Raw genomic sequence first — 25,004 nt, 5'->3', positions numbered from 1 at the left:
TATCGGGCCAACAGTTCCAGGCCCGATAAGTAAAACCCCACCAACAATCACCCTGCCCGATAAAAAGGCTGATCCCCGAGGATCGTCGCCCGGTGCATAATACGCCGCTGCGGCAGATAATCCGCATTGGCATAATGTTGTGTTACGCGATTATCCCAAATCGCCACATCGTTGGGCTGCCAGCGCCAGCGCACCTGAAATTCCGGTTTGGTGATATGGGCGAATAAAAAGCTTAGTAACGCTTCGCTCTCTTTTTCCGTCACATCGACAATTCGCGTAGTAAATCCCTCATTCACAAACAATGCCTGTTTACCGCTTACCGGATGGGTCCGCACCACCGGATGTAGCAATGGCGGATGTTTCGCCACCGCATCCAGCCAGCGCTGATGCTCCTCTGGTGTCTTGCGGTATTTATATTCCTGGAACGATTTACGGAAATCATGCTCTGCCCGCAGGCCACTCAGCAACTGACGAAACGGCTCAGACAATGCCTCATAAGCAGCAATTCCGCTGGTCCATAGAGTGTCTCCCCCGGCCGATGGCAGCTCTTTTGCTGCCAGAATCGCCCCGGCAGGCGGCGTGTCGATAAAGGTGACATCGGTGTGCCAGTTGTCGTTATCCGGCGGATTATCGTTATGGGTATCCAGCACGATAATTTCCTCTACCCCTTCGGCATGTGGATAGACAGGGTGAATATGCAGATCGCCGAAACGCAGCGCCAGTGCCCGCTGCTGTTGTGGCGTAATCACCTGCTGCCGCAGAAACACCACCTGGTGGCGCAGTACCGCATGATAAAGCTGTTCAAACTGATTATCGCTCAGCGGGCGCGTCAAATCCGCACCAGTGATTTGTGCGCCAATGTACGGCCCCAGCGGGGTAATGCTCAGACGTTCACTCATTGTACTTCTCCATGCCAGGGCGTCAGGCGACGCTGAAGCGCGCGCAGACCCAGTTCTAAAATAAATGCGATAACGGCAATGACCGCGATCCCTGCCAGCACCACATCCGTTGCCAGAAACTCACCGGCTGACTGCACCATAAATCCTAACCCTCGCGTGGCAGCGATCAGTTCAGCTGCCACCAGCGTCGACCAACCCACGCCAAGCCCGATGCGTAACCCGGTGAGGATCTCCGGTAATGCCCCCGGCAAAATAACAAACCACAGCACCTGCGCACGGCTGGCCCCCAGCGACTGCGCGGCGCGCACTCTCACCTGCTGCGCACTTTTCACCCCCGCCAACGCCGACATCGCCACAGGGGCGAAAATCGCCAGATAGATCAGCAGGATCTTGGAGGTTTCACCGATGCCAAACCAAATGACCATCAGCGGTAAATAGGCCAGGGGAGGAACCGGACGATACAGTTCAATGATCGGATCGAGAATGCCGCGCATCGTCGGACTCAGCCCCATCGCGATCCCAACCGGAACGCCCAGCAGCACTGCCGCCAGCAGCGCGATAACAATACGCGTCAGACTCGCCGCCAGATGCTGCCACAGCGTGGCATCCATAAACCCTTGCGGCCCGGCAATGACGATCAGCTTTTGTAAAACCTGTCCCGGCGGCGGTAAAAACAGCGGACTGATTAACTGCAGCGCCGCCACCGTCCACCACACCGCCAGAATGACGGCCAACGTACCAAGGCTTAAGGTAATCTGCCGCGAGAACGGCCAGCGCCAGTTCAGCACCCGCTGGCGACGGGGTTTATCATTAATCACCACGCTCATGAGAATGCCTCCCGTTGTTCAAAGACCCGACCTAACACATACTCGCGCATGGCGATAAACTGCGGATCGGACTTAATGCTGCGGCTCGACTCTCCGGCCACAAAACGACGGGCAAAATTAAGCGGCAGTCGTTCCAGCACCCGACCAGGACCTGGGGACAGCAATACCAGCTCTGTCGCCATAAACACCGCTTCTTCGATATCATGGGTAATCAACAACACCTGTTTCCCGGTCTCATACCACAGCTTCAGCAGCAGGGTTTGCATCTGCTCGCGGGTAAAGGCGTCGAGCGCGCCAAAAGGTTCATCCAGCAGCAACAGCTGCGGGTTGGCCGCCAGCGCCCGGGCAATGCCGACGCGCTGACGTTGTCCACCGGAAAGTTGCCAGATAAAGCGTTTTCCCGCGCCCTCCAGCCCGACTTTCTGCAACATATCCAGGGCAATACGCTGACGCTGCGGCTTGTCCACGCCCGCCAGCTGCAGACCAAAAGCCACGTTGTCCTGGACGTTACGCCAGGGCAGCAGACCTTCGTTCTGGAACACGACCCCGCGATCTGCCCCCGGACCATCAACCCTGTTACCCGCCAGCGTGATGCTGCCATGCTGATACGGCACAAACCCGGCAATCAGATTTAACAACGTGGTTTTCCCACAACCGGAAGGCCCGAGTACCACCAGCAGTTCACCGCTATCGAGCGTCAGGTTGATATCCTCCAGCGCCGGTTTTCCACCGTAGCTGGCGGCAAGATGAGAGATTTGCAGCATCATCGCCTCCTTATTTATTGCACGAAGCGATCGGTCACGTACTGGCTGTAATCCGTCGCGACAGCGGGGACTTTGCCCTGCTCTTTAAGGAACTGCGCGGTGTCGATAATCGCTTTGTTCACCGGGCCGGTTAGCTCAGCGGTTTGCTGTTGCGGTGTCAGGTAAGTGTTACCTTTCACCAGCCCCGGAATATCCGCCTCCGGTACGCCGCTCAAACGCGACAGTTTGCTGATATTCTCCGGTTGCTTCAGCCATTCATCAGGATTAGCGATATAAGGCTGCTGGGCATCGATAGCGCTTTTGGCAAAGGCTTTCACCACCTCAGGATGCTTCTCGGCAAAATCTTTGCGCACCACCCACACGTCCAGCGTCGGTGCCCCCCACTCGCCAACCTGCGAGGAGTCGGTTAACACCTTACCGTCTTTTTCCAACGCGTTGACCGCAGGTGCCCAGACATACGCACCATCAATATCTCCGCGCTGCCATGCGGCAATGATCGCTGGTGGTTGCAGGTTCACAATCTCCACCTGGCCGGGTTTAATCCCCCAATGTTTCAACGCCGCCAGCAGGCTGTAATGGGTGGTGGAAATAAACGGCACGGCAATGCGTTTGCCAATCAAATCTTCCGGTTTACTGATGTTTTTCTTCACCACCAGCGCCTCAGAATTGCCAAGCTTTGATGCCAGCAGGAAAACCTCAATAGGCACCTGCTGACTGGCAGCGACCGCCAGCGGGCTGGAACCAAGATTACCGATCTGCACATCACCGGATGCCAGCGCACGAACGATGCTCGCCCCGCTGTCGAATTTGCGCCAGTCAACGGTCGCCCCGCTCTCTTTGGCAAACGTGTTATCCGCCTGCGCCACTTTGGCAGGTTCGGCGGAGGTCTGATAAGCAACGGTGACGTTCACCGCCTGCGCCTGAAATGCGATGAATGCCAGTGCGGCAAGAAGTGCGTTACGCGATGAAATAGCCATGATTGTCTGCTCCCCTGTCTTGTTATGGAGGCAGTATTTCGTTGCGGCACATTTTGATAAAGGAATTAAAAATTCTGGCTAAGAACAAAGCGTTTTTAGAAAAAAAGCGGCAATAGTTAGCTATTTCGCTCATTACGGAACGTAGGCCGGATAAGGCGCTTGAGCCGCCATCCGGCAATCAATGCCTTATGCGCTGTGCTTATCAGGCCTACACTCGCTACAACACCCGGCAAATTATTGCGATTTTGTTACATTCGTTACATATCCGCGCCACGATGATTGCCAGCGCGGCGCTGGCAGGCATCATAGAGGCCATTGTCAGCAAGAGAGCAATATCATGATTCATGTTGTGCTGGTGGATGACCATGTGGTGGTGCGTTCCGGCTTTGCGCAATTACTCAGTCTCGAAGACGATCTGAACGTTACCGGTCAGTACAGCAGCGCGGCGGAAGCCTGGCCTGCACTTCTGCATGATGATGTCAGCGTCGCGGTAATGGATATCGCCATGCCGGATGAAAATGGCCTGAGCCTGTTAAAACGACTGCGGGCGCAGAAGCCCGGTTTTCGCGCCATTATTCTCAGCATTTATGACTCGCCCACGTTTGTGCAAAGCGCGCTGGACGCAGGCGCCAGCGGCTACCTGACCAAACGCTGCGGCCCGGAAGAACTGGTGCAGGCTGTACGCTCAGTAGGCATGGGCGGCCATTACCTGTGCGCCGATGCGCTGCGTGCACTACGCGGCGGCGAGCAGCCCGCGCAGGTTCTGGAAGTTCTGACCCCGCGCGAGCGTGAAGTGTTTGATCTGTTGGTTAAAGGTGACAGCGTAAAAGAGATCGCCTTCAAGCTCGACCTTAGCCACAAGACGGTGCACGTTCATCGGGCGAACGTGCTGGGCAAACTGCAATGCCACAGCACCATCGATCTGGTGCATTTTGCCCTCGACCACCAACTATTGACGGGGCATTAATGTCGCGTAACCTTCGGCATTGGGTTATTTCTCTGTTTATTCTGCTGGCCTGGGGATCGGGCTGGCTGATGCTGTGGACGCTGGGGTTTTACCTGACCCACAACGGCCAGCAGGCGGCGCTATTTCTGCCACACGGCGTCTATCTCGCGCTGTTAATTCTACTTTCTCGCCGTTACTGGCCCGCGCTGATACTGCCGCCGGTGTTGATGTTGTTCTGGCTGCACAGCGAGCAATTACTGAATGGCTATATCCTGCTGGCTGCTCCGTTAATTAGCCTGATTCCAGCGAGCATCGGCCAGTCATACTGGCACCGCTTTCCCCTTTACTGGCAACGCTTAACGCTGCTGCTGGCCGCCGTAACGCTCACCTCATTGCTCAATACCGCCCTGCTTTCACCGTTTATCCAGAGCCCGGCAACGCTGATTGGCCTGGCGTCGTTCACCGGCGGCGTGTTGCTGACGCCGTTTGTTTATCTGATCTATGAATTTCTGCGCCAGCAGCACCGCTATCATCTGCTCGGGCTGGATACCACCAATCCCCCGCTGCGCACCTCGCTTATCATCTGGTGTAGCCTGTTTTTTATTATTGGCATCGGTACTCAGATGGTGCTGTCGCCGGAGATCGAGCGCCTGTTGCTGATCGTGGTGTTTTTACCAAACGTGGTGATGGCGTGGAAATTTGGCTGGCAGGGCGGCGTGTTGTCCGGATTGCTCGGCAGTATGATGATCACCATCGCCCGGCAAATCGGCGTCGGGTTCAGTAATTTACTGGAGCTGGAGATTTTCCTCGCCACCCAGGCTCTGCTGGGTATAGGGCTGGGGATCGCCATCAGCCGCCAGCAGCATCTGGCGCAAAACCTGCACCATTATCGCCAGCGTCTGGAAACCGAACTGGCGGCGCGTCGCGCGCTGACCGAACAGCTGATCCGCACCGAAGAAAACACGCGCAAAAGCCTGGCGCGGGAACTGCACGACGAAATTGGTCAGAACATCACCGCCATTCAAATTCAGTCGCAACTGGTCAAACGCGCACCGGGTCGTGAGCAAACGCTTGAGGCTGCGAATCAAATCAACGACCTGGCCCGGCGTATTCATCACTCCACCCGTCAGCTGCTGCGCCAGCTGCGCCCCCCCGCGCTCGATGAACTGTCTTTTAAAGATGCACTACATCATCTGGTGAATGAATTTGCTTTTGCTGAACGGGGTATTCGCTGCCGCTTTGATTATCAGCTAGAAAATACGCCAGAAAACGAAACGGTGCGCTTCACGCTGTATCGCCTGTTGCAGGAGTTACTCAATAACGTCTGTAAACATGCCGATGCCAGCGATGTGTCGGTTACGCTGCGCCAGCGGGAACATTGCTTGTTTCTGGACGTCGCTGACAACGGCGTTGGTATTCTGCCAGAAAAAATTCCCGGTTTCGGTATCCAGGGGATGCGTGAGCGGGTGAGCGCCCTTGGCGGTGAACTGACGCTCGAATCAAACAACGGCACGCGAGTAATTGTTAACCTGCCCACAAATTTGCAACAAACCAGTCGCTAACCAGGAAAAAGTCTTAGTCACTGCGGACTTTCTCTCATCCCCTTTTGCTTTCACTTTCCTATAGTCAGCACAAACGGAGACTGCCATGCCTACACGCTCAGCCAGCGAAACAGACCAACAATACCGGGCGCTACGCCCCCGGCTGCTGATGTGTATGGTAATTGGTTACGCCGCATTTTATTTGACGCGCAAAAGCGTTAACTACGTCCTCCCGGCGCTACAAACAGACCTGGGTCTGGATAAGGGCGATATCGGCTTGCTCGGGTCACTGTTTTATCTGACCTATGGTCTGTCGAAATTTACCGCCGGGCTGTGGCACGACAGCCACGGACAGCGCGCGTTTATGGGTATTGGTCTGTTTGCCACCGGCGTTTTAAACGTGCTGTTCGCCTTTGGTGAATCGCTGACGCTGCTGCTGGTGGTCTGGACGCTGAACGGATTTTTTCAGGGCTGGGGCTGGCCGCCCTGTGCCCGACTGCTGACCCACTGGTACTCGCGCAACGAACGTGGCTTCTGGTGGGGCTGCTGGAATATGTCGATCAACATCGGTGGCGCCATTATCCCGCTGATTAGCGCTTTTGCCGCCCACTGGTGGGGCTGGCAGGCGGCCATGCTGGCACCGGGGATAATCAGTATGGCACTGGGAATCTGGCTCACCCTGCAATTGAAAGGCACGCCCCAGGAAGAAGGATTACCCACGGTTGGGGAATGGCGGCATGACCCGCTGGAGCTACGTCAGGAGCAGCAAAGCCCGCCGATGGGGCTGTGGCAAATGTTACGTACCACCATGCTGAAAAACCCGATGATCTGGCTGCTCGGCGTATCGTATGTGTTGGTCTATTTGATCCGCATTGCGCTCAACGACTGGGGCAACATCTGGCTGACGGAAAGCCACGGCGTAAATCTGCTCAGCGCCAATGCCACGGTGATGCTGTTTGAAGTTGGCGGCTTGCTGGGGGCGCTGTTTGCCGGATGGGGATCGGATCTGCTGTTCAGCGGTCAGCGTGCGCCGATGATTTTGCTGTTCACGCTGGGGCTGATGGTTTCCGTCGCCGCACTGTGGCTGGCACCAGTGCACCACTACGCGTTACTGGCAGTGTGCTTCTTTACCGTGGGCTTTTTTGTGTTTGGCCCACAGATGCTAATTGGCCTCGCAGCCGTTGAATGCGGACACAAAGCGGCGGCAGGTTCAATTACCGGTTTTCTCGGGCTTTTCGCCTATCTGGGGGCCGCGCTGGCGGGTTGGCCGCTGTCGTTGGTCATAGAACATTACGGCTGGTCGGGAATGTTCAGTTTGCTCTCGGTTGCCGCTGTATTTATGGGTTTATTGCTGATGCCGTTGCTCATTGCGGGCATTACCCCTTCTCTCAGTCAAAGGATAAAACAATGAAACTGACGCTTACCTCTACCCTGATCGCTTCCGCTCTGACGCTAGCGGCCTTCAGCAACGCAGCCCAGGCGCAGGGCCGTCTGGTGGTGTATTGCAGCGCCACCAACGAGATGTGCGAAACCGAAACCAAAGCCTTCGGTGAAAAATATGATGTGAAAACCTCATTCATTCGCAACGGCTCGGGCAGTACGCTGGCGAAAGTGGATGCAGAGAAGAAAAACCCGCAGGCGGATGTGTGGTACGGCGGTACGCTGGATCCGCAATCCCAGGCCGGTGAAATGGGTCTGCTGCAGCCGTATAAATCACCAAACCTCGAACAGATCATGGAGAAATTCCGCGATCCCGCGAAGGTCAAAGGTAATCTCTCTTCGGCGGTTTACGTCGGTATTCTGGGCTTTGGCGTTAATACCCAGCGCCTGAAAGAGAAAAACCTGCCGGTGCCAAAATGCTGGAAGGATCTGACCAAACCGGAATACAAGGGCGAAATCCAGATTGCTGACCCGCAAAGCTCCGGTACCGCCTACACCGCGCTGGCGACCTTTGCTCAACTGTGGGGTGAAGATCAGGCCTTTGATTACCTGAAACAGCTCAACGCCAACGTCTCTCAATACACCAAATCCGGCATTGCCCCGGCGCGTAACGCCGCCCGCGGCGAAACGGCTATCGGCATTGGCTTCCTGCACGACTACTCGCTGGAAAAAGAACAGGGCGCACCGCTGGAGCTGATTTCCCCCTGCGAAGGCACCGGGTATGAAATCGGCGGCGTCAGCATCCTGAAAGGCGCTCGCAACGTCGACAACGCCAAACTGTTCGTTGACTGGGTGCTGTCGAAAGACGCACAGGAGCTGGCGTGGAAGAAAGGCAAATCCTATCAGATCCTGACCAACACCACTGCCGAGACCTCTCCTAACTCGCTGAAGCTCGACGACCTGAAGCTTATCAATTACGACATGGATAAGTACGGCTCTACTGACGTACGTAAGGCGTTGATCAATAAGTGGGTTAGCGAAGTTAAGATGGGTAAATAAGCCCACGTTGCGTTCATTTGCCGGGTGCGGCGTAAACGCCTTACCCGGCCTACATTACCGGAAACGCTATGTCACACACACTTGCACTCCATCCCGTGAAAAAACGGGATGCGATATTTCTTTGGGTTTTGCTCGGCTGGCTGGCGTTTGCCCTGCTGCCTAGCTGGAGCCTGGACTACGGTCTGCTGGAGTCAACGCGGGAAGAAATACTCGCCGCCTACGGCTGGTCGCAGTTCAATATCAGTTGGCTGTGGTATCTGCTGCCAAGCCTGCTGCTGGTGCGCCCATTCCATGAAGCCAGGCGCGAACAGCGCAGCCGCCATTATCTTGACGCGGGTTGGGCATTTTTCTGTATGGCCTTTATTGTCGCCAGCGCCACCCTTGAGGGGCGCGGCTTAGGCTATGCCACCATCGTGCTGTTTGTGGCGCTTGGCGCAATCATGACCCTGGCGCTCACCCGCCTCGAATGGCTGGGCGGTGACCGTTTCGTCATCGGCTCGCTTACCGCGATTGTCGCGCTGATCGGTATTTTTATCGTCTGGCCAAGCATCGCCATTTTCATTCCGATGTTCACCAACGACGCCGGGGAATTTGCCCCGCTGGCGTTTATGAATGTGCTGTCGCAGGCACATATCATTCAGGTGATCCTCAACTCGATTATGCTGTCGATTGCCGTCGGCGTCGGCTGTACCTTCTTTGGTCTGGTACTGGCTATCTACACCACCCGTATTGCCAGACGCAGCGCCATAATCGGACGTATCTTCTCGATTTTGCCGATCGTCACTCCGCCGTTTGTCGTCGGTTTAGGCGTCACGCTGATGATGGGACGCTCCGGTTACATCACCGAGTTTATGGTCGAATGGTTTGGTTTAACCAACACCAACTGGCTGTATGGCTTTACCGGTATCTGGCTGGCGCAGGTTCTGGCCTTTACGCCGATGGCGTTTATGATCCTCGACGGAGCAATCAAAACCATTCATCCGTCGCTGGAAGAAGCGTCATACACCCTGCGTGCCAGCCGCTGGCAGACCTTTAACGGCGTGTTTGTCCCGCTGCTGAAACCCGCACTGGCTAACGCCTTTTTGATTGTGGTCGTGCAGTCGCTGGCTGACTTTAGTAACCCGCTGGTGCTCGGCGGTAACTTCGACGTGCTGGCAACGCAAATCTACTTCTACATCACCGGTTCGCAGCTTGACTACCAGGCCGCCAGTACGCTGGGTGCCTTCCTGCTGCTGTTCTCGCTGCTGGTGTTCTGCGTGCAGTATATGTGGATTGGTAAACGCTCATACGTCACCGTTTCCGGCAAATCCTACCGGGGCGACGTACAGCCGTTGCCGGTAACGCTGGTATGGAGTGTGGTCGCGCTGCTGGCAGTGTGGATTGCCTTTAACGCCCTGCTCTACGGCAGCATTTTCTACGGCAGTTTCACCGTCAACTGGGGCGTGGACTACACCCTAACGCTGGCGAACTTTACCAAACTGTTCGGTCAGGGGATGAGCGACGGCGCGTGGCCTTCACTGCTCGACACCCTGCTCTATGCCGGGATTGCCGCGCCGATCACCGCGATCTTCGGCCTGCTGATCGCATGGATCGTGGTGCGCCAGCAGTTTAAAGGCAAGAAGACCATCGAGTTCACCACCATGCTGTGCTTTGCCGTTCCGGGCACCGTCGCGGGCGTATCGTACATTCTGGCCTTTAACAGCGCCCCGGTGTATCTCACCGGCACCGCCGCCATCGTGATTATCTCGATGGTGATGCGTAACGTCCCGGTCGGTATCCGCGCAGGCATCGCGGGCTTGGGCCAAATCGATAAATCACTGGATGAAGCCTCACTCAGCCTGCGCGCCGGTTCCCTGCGTACCATTACGCACATCCTGCTGCCGCTGCTGCGCCCGGCGATCCTCTCGGCGCTGATTTACAGCTTTGTGCGCGCCATTACCACCGTCAGCGCCATTGTGTTCCTCGTCACGCCGGATACCCGCGTAGCGACGGCTTACATCCTCAACCGCGTGGAAGATGGCGAATACGGTGTAGCGATTGCCTACGGTTCCATTCTGATCGTGGTGATGCTGGCGATTATTTTCATCTTTGACTGGCTGATCGGTGAATCACGTACCTCCCGTTCAAAAGCCAAAAACCAGGCGTAATGGAGCGTACTATGACTCAGAAAAATTTCGTTGAACTGCACAACGTCACTAAACGATTTGGCAGTAATACGGTAATCGACAATATCAACCTCACCATCCCGCAGGGGCAAATGGTGACGCTGCTCGGCCCGTCCGGCTGCGGCAAAACCACTATTTTGCGCCTGGTTGCCGGGCTGGAAAAACCGAGCGAAGGGCAAATTTTCATTGATGGCGAAGACGTCACCCATCGCTCTATTCAGCAGCGCGATATCTGCATGGTGTTTCAGTCCTATGCCCTGTTCCCGCATATGTCGCTGGGAGAGAATGTCGGTTATGGTCTGAAAATGCTCGGCGTACCGCGCGCAGAGCTGAAAGCCCGCGTCAAAGAGGCGCTGGCGATGGTGGATCTGGAAGGATTCGAAGACCGCTTTGTCGATCAGATCTCCGGCGGTCAGCAGCAGCGCGTGGCGCTGGCCCGCGCGCTGATCCTTAAGCCGAAAGTGCTGCTGTTTGATGAGCCGTTGAGTAACCTCGACGCCAACCTGCGTCGCAGCATGCGCGACAAGATCCGCGAGCTGCAAAAGCAGTTTGATATCACCTCGCTGTACGTCACCCACGATCAGAGCGAAGCCTTTGCGGTTTCTGATACCGTGCTGGTGATGAACAAGGGACACATCATGCAGATCGGCTCACCGCAGGATCTTTACCGCCAGCCCGCCTCCCGCTTTATGGCGAGCTTTATGGGCGATGCCAACCTGTTCCCGGCTACCTTCAGCGACAGATACGTTGATATCTACGGCTATCATCTGCCGCGCCCGCTGCACTTTGGTACACAGGGTGAAGGGATGGTCGGTGTGCGCCCGGAAGCGATCACGCTCAGCGATCGCGGCGAGGAGAGCCAGCGCTGCGTGATCCGCCATGTCGCCTATATGGGGCCGCAGTATGAAGTGACGGTGGAATGGCACGGGCAGGAGATTTTATTGCAGGTCAACGCTACGCGCCTGCAACCGGACGTCGGCGAACAGTATTATCTCGAAATCCATCCGTACGGCATGTTTGTTCTGGCGGATGCGGCATAACGTTTTGTGGCTTTGTAGGCCGGATAAGGCGCTTGTGCCGCCATCCGGCAATGCCTGATGCGCTGCGCTTATCAGGCCTACAATGAACGATGTAGGCCGGATAAGGCGCTTGCGCCGCCATCCGGCAACGCCTGATGCGCTGCGCTTATCAGGCCTACAGTGAACAATGTAGGCCGGATAAGGCGCTTGCGCCGCCATCCGGCAACGCCTGATGCGCTGCGCTTATCAGGCCTACAATGAACGATGTAGACCCGATAAAACTCTCAGCTGCGCGCTTTTAGCGCGGCGATATCCGCAGGCGTGGTGCGACAGCACCCGCCAATTAACCGTGCGCCAGCGGCCTGCCACTGCGGCAGATAATCCGCCAGCTGCGCGCAATGTTCACCGTGATGATGCCAGGTTTTGCTCACGGCATCGTAATGCTCGCCCGAGTTCGGATACACCACAAGTGGCAGCGCCGTTAAACCGTGTAAATGCTGCAACGCAGCGGTGGTGTTTTCCAGTGCAATACAGTTAATGCCTAGCGCCACCACCTGCGGATAACCCGCCAGCAACGCAACCACGTCACGCAGCAGCGTACCGTCGCTCAGGTGCTCGCTGTCGCGCAGGGTAAATGAGAACCACGCCCGCGCACGCGGATATGCGGTCAACAGCTCAGCCAACGCCTCAATCTCGGCAAAATTCGGCAGGGTTTCGCAGGCCAGCAGATCGGCCCCGGCATCCAGCAAGGCTTCCACGCGCGGGCGATGAAACGCCTGAAATGCCTCAACGCTACAATGATAATCGCCACGGTATTCAGAGCCATCCGCCAGATACGCGCCGTAAGGCCCGACGGATCCCGCCACCAGCAGCGTTCCCGCCTGCGGGTTCTCTGCCAGATACGCTTCACGGGCTTTACGCGCCAGCTCCACGCTTTTGCCAATCAGCGCTTTCGACTGCGCTTCATCCAGACCTCGCGCGGCGAAGCCCGCCGGCGTCGCCTGATAGCTGGCAGTGATCGCGCATTGCGCCCCCGCCCGGTAGTAATCAAGATGCACTTCGCGGATAAGCTCCGGGTTTTCTACCAGCACTTTGGCTGACCACAGGCTGTCGGCTAAGTTACACCCTCGCGCTTCCAGCTCCGTCGCCATCGCGCCATCCAGCAGCAGGATATCCTGTTTATCAAGGAGAGCGCGTAACGGATTATTCTGCGACATGTTCTGGCTCCTGTTTTGCGTTTCGGGGTTGAGTAAGGAAATAAGCACCATAGCACAACGCAACAAACGGTAACCCGCACCACAACGCAATTCTCTGCGCTGGATCGAATGCCAGCCCTACACAGGCCACCAGGCACAGCACAAAACCTAATACCGGCACCAGCGGATACCACGGCGCGCGATAATGTAATTCACTCAATGCCTTACCTTGTTGCAGATGACGGCGACGAAAAACAAAATGCGAGGCGCAGATACTCAGCCACACCGCCACCACCGCAAACCCGGAGATTGCCGACAGCGCAACAAATACCGTGTCCGGGGCCACCACGCTGGAAAACAGCGCCAGCACACCACCGAGCATACTGACCGACAGCGCCGTCAGTGGCACGCCGTTTTTCGTTACTCGCGCAAAACAGGCCGGTAGCGTACGTTCATTCGACAGCGACCACAGCATGCGCCCGGAGGCATATAACCCGGAGTTCGCTGCAGAAAGAATAGCCGTCAGGATCACGAAGTTAAAAATATCAGCGGCGTACGGGATCCCTACTTTCTCAAACACCAGCACAAACGGGCTTTTCTCCACGCCCGCCTGCTGCATCGGGATCAGCGCTGCCAGCACAAACACGGTGCCGATAAAGAAAATAATCAGTCGCGCGATGGTAGTACGAATCGCTACCGGGATAACTTTGCGCGGGTTTTCCGTTTCACCGGCGGCAATGCCGATAAGCTCGGTACCCGAAAAAGCAAAGTTCACTGCCACCATAGTCATCAGAATCGGTAAGCCACCGTGCGGGAACCAGCCTTCTGCCGTGATATTACTCAGCCCCGGCGCGGGCGAGCCATCCTGCATCGGAATAAAGCCGAAAATCGCCGCCCCACCGAGGATGATAAAGGCGATGATAGTGACCACCTTGACCAGGGAGAACCAGAACTCCCCTTCGGCAAAAAAGCGCGTAGAGATAACATTCAGACCAAAAATAATCGCGCAGAACACCATGCACCAGACCCATACCGGCACCTGTGGAAACCAGTACTGCATACAGAATCCGGCGGCGGTAAAGCTCGAACCCAGCGCCACGGTCCAGGTCAGCCAATAGAGCCAGGCCACGGTATACCCGGTAGCCGGACCTAGATAGCGCGCGGCATAAACGTGAAACGCCCCGGTCTCCGGCATCGCGACCGACAGCTCGCCCAGACACTGCATAACCAGCCAGACCACCAGCGCACCAATCAGATAGGCCAGCAGCGTTCCCGCCGCTCCGGTGGTGGAGATGATGTACCCGGTATTGAAGAATAATCCTGTGCCAATCACGCCGCCCAGGGAAAGCATAATCAGGTGACGCGTTTTCATTGTGCGCTTCAGTGGCGCATTTTGTTGTGTTGTTTGCATATAACCTTCTAAACGTATGGACATCTAAACATCCAAAGAAGGTTTGTTATACCGCGTTTGTTAACAGAATGCAAAGTCAACCCTGCACCAGACGCAGATGACCGCGTCGGGCGCTTAATAGCGGGTGGGGATTAATAATCAGATACAAAAAGGGCCGCCAGCTCATAACGCCTCCGTTGCCATGTTTTATCTAAACTTTGGCAACACAGTTGACTGACGGCGTTCACCCGGAAGTAGGAACCAAATCCCCCCACTCCCACAACCGGATGAGTGCTTAAGCACCGCTGGCTGGGATCGGCATCTGTGATTTGCGGCTCATCAGAATAAATACCGCCAGGCCTGCCAGCAAAATGCCCGGCGCAGAAGCCGCCATCACCCCTACCGTTCCGGTACCGAGCGCTAACATTTTCCCTGCCAGCAGCGGGCCGCTCATCGCCCCCAGACGCCCGACTGCGACGGCGGTTCCCACGCCTGTGGCGCGGATCTGCGTGCTGTAAAACAGTGGCGCCAGCGCATACAACACGCTTTGCCCGCCGGTGGCGAACATCCCCGCCACAAATCCCGCCATTAGCATGCCGCTCAATGACGACACCGTACCCAGCGCCAGCAGTGAAGCCAACATCCCGGTGTAGATCAGCAGCGACATCACCACCGGGCGCAGTTTATCCATTAACGCCCCGAGAATTAACGTGCCGCTGGCCGCGCCAATTTGCAGAGCAAACATTACGCCTGCCGCCTGCGATGGTCGAAAGCCCTGCTCCACCAACAGCATCGGCAGCCAGTTGATCAGCATATACACCACCAGCAGGGTGAAGAAATAGCACAACCACAGCAGCAGCGTGGCACTCGCCGTCGCTGGCGCAAACAGGGCACGCAGCGGTGCGGCGGCCACTTGCGTTTGTTGGGTATAAACCTGTGATTCCGGCAGCCAGCGCATCAACAGCGGCACCAGCAGCAGCGGGATCACCCCGCCAACCCAGAACACCGTTTGCCAGGCGGAGGCCAGGCCGCTAAACCCGAGCGCTGCCGCCAGCGCCGCGCCAATTGGCACACCGCAGTACATCAGGCTCACCGCCGTACCGCGAAAACGCGGGCCCGCCGCCTCGGAGGTCAGCGCGATCAGATTCGGCAACGCCGCGCCCAGCCCGACACCGGTCATCAGACGGGCAAACACCAGTGATGAGAAATCCCAGGAAATCGCCGTCGCCAGCGAGAACAGGCCGAACAGCGCCACAGAGGCAATGAGAATGCGCTTGCGGCCATAGCGGTCAGCCAGCATGCCACCCACCAGCGCGCCGGGCAGCAGCCCGAGAATGCCCGCACTGAAGATCCAGCCCATCTGCATTTTATCCAGCGCAAACGCGTGGGCGATACCGACGGCAGCGATACCGGCGGCCTGTAAATCCAGCCCTTCCATCAGGGCAACTAAAAAGCAAAGCCCAACGGTCAACGTCAGGCGGTAAGATGCGGGGGTACGGGTCGTCATAAGATGTCCCTCTGAGGTCACGATGCAGGTGAATCGCGGCTGATACGTTGCCAGCCGCGTAATCATTTTTTATTTGCGGTTGCGCAGGTCCAGCGCTACGTCGACGATCATATCTTCCTGGCCGCCCACCATTCGACGTTTGCCCAGTTCCACCAGAATATCTACTGCGCTCAGGCCATAACGTGCTGCCGCCACTTCGCAATGACGCAGAAAACTGGAGTACACCCCGGCATAGCCCAGCGCCAGCGTTTCACGATCCACCCGCACCGGGCGGTCTTGTAGTGGACGCACTAAATCGTCGGCGGCGTCCATCAGTGCGTAGAGATCGGTTCCGTGCTGCCAACCAAGCTTATCCGCAGCGGCGATAAATACCTCCAATGGCGCGTTGCCCGCGCCTGCGCCCATCCCTGCCAGGCTGGCGTCGACACGGTCACCCCCCTCTTCTACTGCGGCAATCGAGTTCGCCACCCCAAGACTCAGGTTGTGATGCGCATGCATTCCGGTTTCTGTTTCCGGCTTCAGCACCGCTTTCAGTGCGCGGAAGCGGGCGCGAATATCGCTCATGTTCATTGCGCCGCCGGAATCGACCACATAAATACAGGTCGCGCCGTAGTTTTCCATCAGCTTCGCCTGCTGTGCCAGGTTCTCCGGTGTGGTCATATGGCTCATCATCAGAAAACCGACGGTATCCATGCCAAGCTCACGCGCATACTGAATATGCTGGGCCGACACATCCGCTTCAGTGCAGTGGGTCGCCACGCGCACTACCCGTGCGCCGGCCTGATATGCATTTTTCAGGTCATGAATAGTGCCGATACCCGGCAGCAACAGCGTGGCAATTTTGGCATGCTTCACCACGTCCGCCGCCGCTTCAATCCACTCCAGGTCGCTGTGCGCACCAAAGCCGTAGTTGAAGCTGGAACCTTGTAAACCGTCGCCGTGGGCCACTTCAATAGAATCAACCCGTGCGTCGTCCAGCGCTTTGGCTATCTGGCGCACATTCTCCAGCGAATATTGATGACGAATAGCGTGCATACCGTCGCGCAGGGTCACGTCAGAGATATAGAGTTTTTTACCGTTCATGCTGCTTCTCCTGCCTGACGAGCGAGGGACTGCGCCATCTTCTCAGCGGTCGCCAGCGCGCTGGAGGTCATAATGTCGAGGTTGCCCGCGTAGGCTGGTAAATAGTGCGCCGCGCCTTCCACTTCCAGATACACCGCGGTTTTCAGCCCAGAGAACTGGCCGATACCCGGCAGATTCACCGGTTTATCTTCCGGGATGACTTCAAACTGGACACGCTGTTTCAGGCGATAGCCCGGCACGTAGGCCTGCACCGCCGCCGCCATCTCATTAATCGACGCTTCAACTTCAACCTCAGAGGCCGCTTCGCTCAGCACATACACCGTGTCACGCATCATCAGCGGCGGTTCGGCCGGGTTAAGGACAATAATGGCTTTGCCTTTTGCCGCGCCGCCGACCACTTCAATCGCCTTCGAGGTAGTTTCGGTAAACTCGTCGATATTGGCGCGGGTACCCGGCCCCGCCGATTTACTGGCGATCGAGGCGATAATCTCGGCGTAATGGACTTTTGCCACGCGAGAAACTGCCGCCACCATTGGGATGGTCGCCTGTCCGCCGCAGGTCACCATATTGACGTTCTGCTGATCAACGTTGGCTGCCAGATTCACCACCGGCACGCAGTAAGGACCGATTGCCGCGGGCGTCAGGTCGATCAGGCGGATGCCAGGTTTAACGGCACGTAGCGCGGCGTCGTTCTTCACATGCGCGCCTGCACTGGTGGCGTCAAACACGATGTCGATATCGGCGAATTCCGGCATGGCGATAAGCCCTGTCACCCCTTCATGGGTGGTGGCAACGCCCATGCGTCGAGCACGCGCCAGGCCATCAGATTCTGGATCGATACCGACCATCACAGCCATTTCCAGATGCACGCCGTGACGCAGAATTTTTATCATCAAATCGGTACCGATGTTGCCGGAGCCGATAATGGCGACTTTACGCTTACTCATGACTGACTTCCTTTTGTAACCGCCGCTGAAAAGGTGGCGGCGACTGAACCAATACCGTCGATATGGGCTTCGAAACGCTCGCCCGCATTCACCGCCACCATCGGACCTAACGCTCCGGTGAGAATAATGTCTCCGGCACGCAGCGGCTCGCCGAGGCTGGCCATTTTGCGCGCCAGCCAGACGGCGGCGTTGATCGGATGTCCCAGGCATTCGCTGCCGCGCCCGCTGGAGACCTCTTCGTTGTTGCGCGTCATTTTCATCGCGCAGTTTTTCAGATCTAATCCTGCCGGACGCTGTGCCGGACCGCCGACCACATACACGCCACAGGAGGCGTTATCCGCCACGGTATCAACAAATTTGATCGACCAGTCGCGGATACGGCTGCCGACCACTTCCAGCGCGGGAAGTACCCACTCTATGGCGTTGTAAAGCTCGTCAAAAGTGGTGTCGGTATTGGGCAGATCGCGGTTCAGCACCAGCGCAATTTCGGCTTCAATACGCGGTTGCAGAACACGGGAAAACGGGATGGTTTCGTTATCGCCATAACACATATCAGCAAACAGCGTACCGAAGTCCGGTTGATCGACACCCAGCTGCTGCTGCACTTTCGGGTGCGTCAGCCCCACTTTGCGCCCGACCACGCGACGTCCTCGCGCCACGTCGTACTGTACGTTGATGCGCTGAATGGCGTAGGCCGCTTCGGCGTTATCCACACCAATCAATTCACGCAGCGGGGCGATGGCTTCCCCTTTTTCTTCAGCCTGACGTAAATCGGCGGCTAGCTGCTCAAGATTACGATTCGTCATGTCCGTTCCTTAAGGGCGTGTGAGGAAATTCAGCACCAGTTGGTTAAAGGCATCCGCATGTTCCCACTGCGCCCAGTGCCCGCAGTCGCGGTAGATATGCAGCTCAGAACCGGCAATCCCAGAAAGCAGGCGCAGACCGGCATCCATCGGTACAAAGCGGTCATTGCGTCCCCAGACAATCAGAGTCTGAGCTTTGATTTCACCCAGACGCGGGCTGAAATCCGGGAACTGTTTCGGGTTGGCCTCCAGGCTCTGGACAAAGTTTTCCAGGTGATCGCGACGCGACAGCATGTTATTCAGGCGTGCCTCAAACAACGCCTCGGTCAGGTCGCTGGTGTCGAAGACAAAGATCTCCATCATCAGCTTCAGGTTCTCGATGGTCGGCTCACGATACAGCTGATTCAGGCGCTTGATACCTTCGGTCGGCATCGGGGTAAACAGGCTCATGCCGCCCGTTCCGCCGCCCATTAGCACCAGTTTGCCCACGCGCTCCGGCCAGCTCAGGGTAAACGCCACAGCACTGTGACCGCCCATCGAGTTACCCAGCAGGTGGACTTTTTGAATATCCAACTGATCGACCACGCTTTTCAGGATGCGGGCGTTGAGATCGGATCGCGAACCGCGGTTAACGATCCCATCGCTTTTGCCCCAGCCAGGACAATCCAACAGGATCACCCGGTATCCGGCCTGTACCAGCGGATCGATATTGCGGCTGAAGTTTGCCCAGCCCGTCGCGCCAGGACCGGATCCGTGCAGCAGCACGACGGTCTCTTCGCCCTGCCCACAGTCATTGAAATGCACGCGTAGGGTTTCGCCTGCTTCCTGCACCTCCAGAAAACGACTGGTAGCGGCTTCGGTTTGCGGTTGGTAAGTCATGATGTTCTCCTGCATATTCAGTTCTGTTTTAGTTCTGCGTAGTGGCGCTCAGGGAGCCGAATCCGGCGATCCACTCCGGGATCGGGCGGTAATAACGGCCTTCGCTGCGCCAGTTGCCAAAGGCAGAAATGGCGGCAAAGGCGGCAACCCAGGTTTTAACTTCGTGCGTTGATTTGCCCGCCATCGCGGACAGCTCTTCGTTACTGACCGCGTCCAGCTCCTGCAAACGCCCCTGCTCAAGCAGGGTCATAAAACGGTTATCCCAGACAGGGTTAAGCGGGTGTAGCGTGTTTTGATCGACCACAAACTTCTCGGCGGCGCTGATCACCCGCTGCTGGCGCAGCTCGCGCTCGTTTTCAGGTAACTGTTTGCCGCTGCCGAGCAGGCGGTCACGCATATGGGCATCAGCCTTCGCCAGCTCTGGTACCGGCGGCTGATGCGACAGACCACCGGAGCCTAAAAACAGCACGCGCTTATTCAGCGAGCTGGCGAAACGGCCAATCGCTTCACCGAGCATGCGGGTACGCTGAAAGCCCGGCAGCGGCGTGGCGACGCCGTTAATAAACACTGGCAGCACCGGCACCTTATCCAGGCCGCCGAGCAAAAACTCCAGCGGCTGCGCGAAGCCATGATCGACCTGCATGTTGTAGGACACGGCGAGATCGATACCGCTTTTCATTACCGCGTGGGCGCAGGCTTCAGCCAGATCTGTCGGCACCGGTAATTCCCCCGCCGCACTACCAAAATCGCCGATCGCTGTAGCTCCAACGCCTAAACAGAACGGCGGCATCACGTCGTAGAAAAATCCGTTGTAGTGATCGGGGGCAAACAGCACGACCAGTTCAGGTTCGAACGCCGCAATACGTGCCCGAGCACTGGCGATCACGCCGTTAACCTCGTCGAGCACAGCCTGTGCCGGGTCGACATAGCCCACCAGCGGCGAGTGGGAAAGACAGTGAAGATAAGCGTGCATATCAGGCAACCTTTTCAACAGGAATGTCGGCAGTAGCGCGAGTGAGCGTCATCACCGACGCCAGTTTATTCAGGGTGCTGCCCAGGGTTTGCGGAATGGCGATGGCGGCCACGAAGCGGTCCGGGCGCATGACTACCAGCGCGGCGTTGTGCTGGGCAAACCACGCGCGCAGGCGGTTTTGCGTATCGCCAATGCGGGTAACGCCGTCGTGGTTATCCTGATCGGTATGTATCTGCGTATCCGGCACGACCTGGATAAAACGCGTCCCCAGCGCCTGCCACTGTTGGATCTGCGCCTCGCTCATGCCCCATAGTGGGTTACAGCCCCAGCCAATCACCGCGAAATTCGGTCCGATGACGTTGTCGAGCAACGTCACTTCGCCCGATTCCAGCGTCACCTTCGGCTGGATAAACATCTTGCCGACCGGTGAAGTTTTCGCGTCGCCTTCACGCACCAGCGCCCCGGCGTGGTACTGCGGCATCGGCTTAAAGCGCATTTCAAGGAAGTAGCGTTTGACCGGCGGAATATAGTTCAGCAGCCAGGAAACCCCGTTGCGTACCGCGCCGTGCCAGCGTTTGGGCGGCGCAAGTACGTTGCCAGCGGTCACGGAGAGGTCGATCATCGCTTTGGCGTGGTCGCGGCGTTCCTGCTGGTAGGTATCCAACAGCGCATCGCCGGCTTTACCGTTAATCACCAGCGCCAGTTTCCATGCCAGGTTGAAAGCATCGCGCATGCCGCTGTTGTATCCCTGACCCTGCCAGACCGGCATAATGTGCGCCGCATCGCCCGCCAGCAGCACGCGGTCAATACGAAAACGTTCGGCCAGACGAGCATTATGGGTATACACGCGCTGGCGGATCAGCTCGACGTTGTCCGGGTTCGGCAGCACTTTGCTCAGTAACTGGCGCATATTCTGCGGCTCGCTAAGCTGCGCTTCGGTTTCCCCCGGCATAACCATAAACTCAAAACGGCGCACCGCGTGCGGCAGCGCGGCAGAGACATACGGGCGCACCGGATCGCAGCATAAATACACATGCGGCGTGCTGAGCGGATCGTTGGCGATATCCACCACAATCCACTGATTCGGCGCGGTTTTACCTTCAAACGACACGTTCAGAGAACGTCTGACGCTGCTGCCGCCGCCGTCGCAGGCCACCAGCCACTGAGCCTTCACCGTTTCACGTTGACCGTATGGCGCTTTCAGATTTAGCGTCACTTCGCCGTTTTGTTGGCTGAAGGCCTCCAGCTCGCGGGAGAACAGGCAGCGCACGTTGGGAAAACGCGACAACCCTTCCAACATCACCGCGTCCACCTGCGGCTGAATAAAAGCATTGCGGCGCGACCAGCCAAATTCGTCAGTCATCGGCTGGATATCAGCAAAACAGCGACCTTTCGGGGTGAGAAAGCGCATTGCGTGCCACGGCGTGGTGTGCGGCAAAACGTTCTCGACCAGCCCCACAGACTGCATAGTGCGCAGCGCTTCATCGTCAATGCCGATGGCGCGAGGATAGTCGATCAGCGTGTCGAGCTTCTCCACTACCAACACCTCAATGCCCATCTGCCCAAGATAGTTGGCCATCATCAGCCCTACCGGACCAGCACCGGCAATTGCCACCTGCGCGGTATGCTGCACAGCGGGTTGGATATCCGGGTTTTTTGTTGTCATTTCAGAACCTCACGACTCGGACAAAACGCAATTGCGGACCCTGGTGAGGCGCAATTTGTTTTGTTAAAAATATGTGAATAATTTTTTGTTGTGCGGTCAGTATAGAAGCGAGTTTTTGCGCTACAATCAAAACATGCCAGGATGTGCACTAAGTGCACAACGTTGTTTTACCTGTAGATTTGTCAATGAATATGAAAAATGACGAGAGCACTGAGTACAAAACCGTACGCGGATTAACGCGCGGATTAATGTTATTAAATATGTTAAACCGGCTCGATGGTGGGGCCAGTGTTGGCTTGCTTGCTGAGTTAAGCGGCCTGCATCGCACCACGGTCAGACGGCTGCTGGAAACCCTGCAGGATGAGGGTTACGTCCGGCGCAGCCTGTCCGATGACAGCTTTCGCTTAACCATTAAAGTCCGCCAGCTCAGCGAGGGGTTTCGTGACGAGCAATGGATTTCTGCACTCGCCGCCCCGCTGCTGGGAGATTTGCTGCGCGAGGTCATCTGGCCGACCGACGTTTCCACGCTGGATGTGGACGCGATGGTGGTACGTGAAACCACCCACCGTTTCAGCCGTCTGTCGTTTCACCGGGCGATGGTAGGGCGTCGTTTGCCACTGCTGAAAACCGCATCCGGCCTGACCTGGCTGGCATTTTGCCCGGAGAATGAACGGCAGGAACTGATTGAAATGCTTGCCTCCCGATCGGGAGAAGAGTTCCAGCTTGCGCGCGAGCCGCTGAAGCTCAATGCCATTTTGACCCGCGCGCGAAAAGACGGTTTTGGCCAGAACTTTCGCGGTTGGGATCAGGAGGAAAAAATCGCTTCTATCGCCGTCCCCATCCGCAGCGAACAGCGGGTGATCGGCTGCCTGAATTTGGTGTATATGGCCAGCGCCATGACCATCGAACAAGCCGCGGAAAAGCATCTTCCGGCCTTACAAAAGGTGGCGAAACAGATAGAGGACGGCGTCGAATCGCAGGAGATTTTGGTTGCCGGGAGGTGAGATGGATCACAGTTATGCGGATCATCTGATTGATAGCTGGCATAACTCACTAACCGGCCGATAAAACTCTGTGACCTCTTGCCCAAAAAATATCTTCATTACATAGTGTGCATTCGTTTTCTGCCAGGAGGCTGCATGTTAAAGGTCATTGCTGAGGATTTCATCAAACCTGAGTATATTGAAACCGTTCTCCCGTTGTATCGTGAGCTAATATCGGCAACGAAGAAAGAACCGCACTGCATTGCTTACGACCTCTATATTGATGAAAAAGATCCGGGCCATTTTATTTTTATCGAAGAATGGCCAAACCACGCGGCTCTCGATGAACATTGTGCCAGCGAGCATTTCCAGCGACTTGTACCATTAATCGATCAATACACTCGCCAGGAAGCACGTTACATACTGATGGATGACGTGGTAAATCCGGCTGTCTCGTGATAATGAAGAAAATACTGGGATTACTGTTAATTATGTTTTTGGCAGGATGCTCAACACAAGGAAAGAAAGTCTTTTACTTCACTGGTCGCTGAGGGCTTAAAGCCTCTTCGAAAGAGGCTTTAAGCTTTGCAACAATGCATCACACTGATTACAAAGCGGAATCATCACTGTTCCAGCTGTATTATTATTTAGAGTTTATACTCCATTATTACTGTTTCAGATATTAAGCGCATTTTTACGAGGCCATTTTCATCGCGGCACCAATAACTGCCATACACATACTGCTCGCAAGTAAAACAATAAACCAATATATATAATTATTAAATTTTGTAAATAACCAGATAAACCTAAGTAATGACAATGCAGCAATAGAAATAGAAGACACAAACATTGTAAATATATAAATACCAGAAATTATCCATCCTGCTTCTTCGTAAATACTCTTCATTGTAAAAATAAGGATAGATAAGTAAAATGCTGATAAAGCAAGCCCGCTCAGAAAATCATAATAATCGATGTATGTGATGTTTTTATCTTTCTGCGGAAGAGCTATAAACTTTTCAAGTTTCTCATTGTCTACTCGTGACAAAAACCGATTAATTAGCGGAGTAAACATCACTAAAATCATCACCAAATGAATGAATAGTAAAGAAAGTTTAATTCTGTCATCAACCGATTCATTCTGTGGCCAGATAGATATTATTTCATAATCCATTTTTGCAAGGAGAAAAAAGCAAATGGCCGATGGTATATATTCAGAAGATATAGCTTTCCATATTTTTTTAAAAATCACTTATATTACCCCATTAGTTATACCGGTGAATCACTATTAGTTAACCGCGCTACTAATCTGCAAATAGTTGGCGATCATATTTATTTAATACGGATAATATATACCTATTCAGAAACGGATTGCTACCTACTAATTTTATCACTACATACCTGAATCACGTAAATTACACATATCAAAAAAAAACCGAAACCCGCTCCTGAAAAGAGCAGCGTTCCGGTTTTTATTCAGTCTGAAGGGTTTCAGACTTTAAGCAGTTTCACCGTCGCGTCGATGTCAATTTCATCTTCCGAGAAGATCAGCGTCGTGCCCTGGAAGGTAGTGATGGCCAGCTTTTTCAGCGTGCGCATTTCACCAGGCTTGACGTCTGATTTCGGTCGGATGCTGTTCATCAGCACGCCGACAGACAGCACAGCATTTTCTTTGTCGATACGGGTCTCTACAGGGACTTCTTCGCTGTAGACCAGGAATGACTTGATCGAGGTGAGCTTCAGACGCTCGCCTGCAATATAGATGTACTTGCTGTCTGGTATGACTTTTACCGCGTAGGCAGACAAGCCTTTGTTGTTGGTGGTGGGCTCAAAAGTCACCGCCGCGTCTTTCTTGATCAGCTCAGGATTAGCAACCTTAATCACATGAAAATAGCGGTTGTCGCCGTTTTCATCTTTGATAAATCCAAAGCCTTTATCTTTAAACCACGTTGTGATTGTTCCGTTCATTGCTGTTTCCGCCTGATTAAACCTATTACTTG

Annotated in this window: 23 protein-coding genes; 8 read left to right on the top strand and 15 right to left on the bottom strand. The window is 55.6% G+C overall.

Annotation, left to right across the window (positions count from 1 at the left end):
- Positions 1-47: 47 nt before the first annotated feature.
- The 4 genes from tauD to tauA are packed head-to-tail and all read right to left on the bottom strand — an operon-like array spanning position 48 to position 3,467.
- Positions 48-899 carry a taurine dioxygenase gene (gene tauD / locus OGY10_RS07310; RefSeq protein ID WP_057067134.1) on the bottom strand — a complete coding sequence of 284 codons (852 nt, stop codon included), beginning with the start codon at positions 897-899 and terminating at the stop codon, positions 48-50.
- Positions 896-1,726, bottom strand: a complete 831-nt coding sequence (gene tauC / locus OGY10_RS07305) for a taurine ABC transporter permease TauC (RefSeq protein WP_008783892.1) — start codon at positions 1,724-1,726, stop codon at positions 896-898. Before tauC ends, tauD begins: the two co-directional genes overlap by 4 nt.
- Positions 1,723-2,490: a taurine ABC transporter ATP-binding subunit gene (gene tauB / locus OGY10_RS07300; protein ID WP_267458647.1), complete on the bottom strand. Its 768-nt coding sequence runs from the start codon at positions 2,488-2,490 to the stop codon at positions 1,723-1,725. The genes tauC and tauB overlap by 4 nt, the downstream gene beginning before the upstream one ends.
- 14 nt (positions 2,491-2,504) lie before the next feature.
- On the bottom strand, positions 2,505-3,467 hold the full coding sequence (tauA, locus tag OGY10_RS07295) for a taurine ABC transporter substrate-binding protein (protein ID WP_219988129.1): 963 nt from the start codon (positions 3,465-3,467) through the stop codon (positions 2,505-2,507).
- 337 nt (positions 3,468-3,804) lie between these two features.
- On the opposite strand from tauA, the gene OGY10_RS07290 reads away from it, so the two are divergent.
- The 6 genes from OGY10_RS07290 (at position 3,805) to fbpC (ending at position 11,598) form a co-directional block, all read left to right on the top strand.
- Positions 3,805-4,434: a response regulator transcription factor gene (locus OGY10_RS07290; RefSeq protein ID WP_008783889.1), complete on the top strand. Its 630-nt coding sequence runs from the start codon at positions 3,805-3,807 to the stop codon at positions 4,432-4,434.
- On the top strand, positions 4,434-5,975 hold the full coding sequence (locus OGY10_RS07285) for an MASE1 domain-containing sensor histidine kinase (protein ID WP_234692782.1): 1,542 nt from the start codon (positions 4,434-4,436) through the stop codon (positions 5,973-5,975). Before OGY10_RS07290 ends, OGY10_RS07285 begins: the two co-directional genes overlap by 1 nt.
- 85 nt (positions 5,976-6,060) lie before the next feature.
- Positions 6,061-7,365, top strand: coding sequence for an MFS transporter family glucose-6-phosphate receptor UhpC (gene uhpC, locus OGY10_RS07280; protein WP_060682680.1), 1,305 nt, complete (start codon positions 6,061-6,063; stop codon positions 7,363-7,365).
- The gene (locus OGY10_RS07275; protein WP_003830932.1) at positions 7,362-8,393 is read left to right on the top strand and encodes an ABC transporter substrate-binding protein; all 1,032 of its coding nucleotides are present in this window, start codon (positions 7,362-7,364) and stop codon (positions 8,391-8,393) included. Before uhpC ends, OGY10_RS07275 begins: the two co-directional genes overlap by 4 nt.
- A 68-nt stretch (positions 8,394-8,461) precedes the next feature.
- Complete coding sequence (locus OGY10_RS07270) at positions 8,462-10,540, top strand: ABC transporter permease (RefSeq protein ID WP_008783887.1); 2,079 nt, start codon at positions 8,462-8,464, stop codon at positions 10,538-10,540.
- Between the two features lie 11 nt (positions 10,541-10,551).
- Positions 10,552-11,598 carry a ferric ABC transporter ATP-binding protein gene (fbpC, locus tag OGY10_RS07265; RefSeq protein WP_267458644.1) on the top strand — a complete coding sequence of 349 codons (1,047 nt, stop codon included), beginning with the start codon at positions 10,552-10,554 and terminating at the stop codon, positions 11,596-11,598.
- 263 nt (positions 11,599-11,861) lie between these two features.
- On the opposite strand, the gene mmuM is transcribed toward fbpC, so the two are convergent.
- The 9 genes from mmuM to OGY10_RS07220 all read right to left on the bottom strand — a co-directional run bounded on the left by mmuM (position 11,862) and on the right by OGY10_RS07220 (position 22,021).
- Complete coding sequence (gene mmuM / locus OGY10_RS07260; RefSeq protein ID WP_008783883.1) at positions 11,862-12,794, bottom strand: homocysteine S-methyltransferase; 933 nt, start codon at positions 12,792-12,794, stop codon at positions 11,862-11,864.
- The gene (gene mmuP / locus OGY10_RS07255) at positions 12,781-14,184 is read right to left on the bottom strand and encodes an S-methylmethionine permease (protein WP_008783882.1); all 1,404 of its coding nucleotides are present in this window, start codon (positions 14,182-14,184) and stop codon (positions 12,781-12,783) included. Before mmuP ends, mmuM begins: the two co-directional genes overlap by 14 nt.
- Positions 14,185-14,458: 274 nt before the next feature.
- Positions 14,459-15,670, bottom strand: coding sequence for a 3-(3-hydroxy-phenyl)propionate transporter MhpT (gene mhpT / locus OGY10_RS07250; RefSeq protein WP_020996588.1), 1,212 nt, complete (start codon positions 15,668-15,670; stop codon positions 14,459-14,461).
- 69 nt (positions 15,671-15,739) lie between these two features.
- Positions 15,740-16,753 carry a 4-hydroxy-2-oxovalerate aldolase gene (gene mhpE / locus OGY10_RS07245; RefSeq protein WP_147699986.1) on the bottom strand — a complete coding sequence of 338 codons (1,014 nt, stop codon included), beginning with the start codon at positions 16,751-16,753 and terminating at the stop codon, positions 15,740-15,742.
- The gene (mhpF, locus tag OGY10_RS07240; protein WP_003830924.1) at positions 16,750-17,700 is read right to left on the bottom strand and encodes an acetaldehyde dehydrogenase; all 951 of its coding nucleotides are present in this window, start codon (positions 17,698-17,700) and stop codon (positions 16,750-16,752) included. The genes mhpE and mhpF overlap by 4 nt, the downstream gene beginning before the upstream one ends.
- The gene (gene mhpD / locus OGY10_RS07235; RefSeq protein WP_048214821.1) at positions 17,697-18,506 is read right to left on the bottom strand and encodes a 2-keto-4-pentenoate hydratase; all 810 of its coding nucleotides are present in this window, start codon (positions 18,504-18,506) and stop codon (positions 17,697-17,699) included. The genes mhpF and mhpD overlap by 4 nt, the downstream gene beginning before the upstream one ends.
- 9 nt (positions 18,507-18,515) lie before the next feature.
- Positions 18,516-19,382, bottom strand: a complete 867-nt coding sequence (mhpC, locus tag OGY10_RS07230; RefSeq protein WP_111466010.1) for a 2-hydroxy-6-oxonona-2,4-dienedioate hydrolase — start codon at positions 19,380-19,382, stop codon at positions 18,516-18,518.
- Between the two features lie 28 nt (positions 19,383-19,410).
- Positions 19,411-20,355, bottom strand: coding sequence for a 2,3-dihydroxyphenylpropionate/2,3-dihydroxicinnamic acid 1,2-dioxygenase (gene mhpB / locus OGY10_RS07225; protein ID WP_048236000.1), 945 nt, complete (start codon positions 20,353-20,355; stop codon positions 19,411-19,413).
- 1 nt (position 20,356) lies between these two features.
- Positions 20,357-22,021, bottom strand: a complete 1,665-nt coding sequence (locus OGY10_RS07220; RefSeq protein WP_286576571.1) for a bifunctional 3-(3-hydroxy-phenyl)propionate/3-hydroxycinnamic acid hydroxylase — start codon at positions 22,019-22,021, stop codon at positions 20,357-20,359.
- Positions 22,022-22,212: 191 nt separating this feature from the next.
- Between OGY10_RS07220 and OGY10_RS07215 the strand changes: the two genes are divergently transcribed.
- A complete protein-coding gene (locus OGY10_RS07215; protein WP_048226474.1) occupies positions 22,213-23,025 on the top strand; it encodes a DNA-binding transcriptional regulator in 813 nt (270 codons plus the stop codon).
- A gap of 135 nt (positions 23,026-23,160) precedes the next feature.
- Entirely contained in the window at positions 23,161-23,463 is a 303-nt protein-coding gene (locus OGY10_RS07210) for a putative quinol monooxygenase (protein ID WP_003830918.1), read from the top strand.
- Positions 23,464-23,698: 235 nt separating this feature from the next.
- On the opposite strand, the gene OGY10_RS07205 is transcribed toward OGY10_RS07210, so the two are convergent.
- Both OGY10_RS07205 and OGY10_RS07200 read right to left on the bottom strand, forming a co-directional pair.
- The gene (locus OGY10_RS07205) at positions 23,699-24,256 is read right to left on the bottom strand and encodes a hypothetical protein (RefSeq protein ID WP_223849069.1); all 558 of its coding nucleotides are present in this window, start codon (positions 24,254-24,256) and stop codon (positions 23,699-23,701) included.
- Between the two features lie 239 nt (positions 24,257-24,495).
- Positions 24,496-24,972, bottom strand: coding sequence for a cold-shock protein (locus OGY10_RS07200; RefSeq protein ID WP_003830914.1), 477 nt, complete (start codon positions 24,970-24,972; stop codon positions 24,496-24,498).
- Positions 24,973-25,004: the final 32 nt, after the last annotated feature.

Source organism: Citrobacter sp. Cpo148, assembly GCF_030332375.1.
Classification (GTDB): domain Bacteria; phylum Pseudomonadota; class Gammaproteobacteria; order Enterobacterales; family Enterobacteriaceae; genus Citrobacter; species Citrobacter portucalensis.
This window is presented reverse-complemented; position numbering and strand designations above follow the sequence as displayed.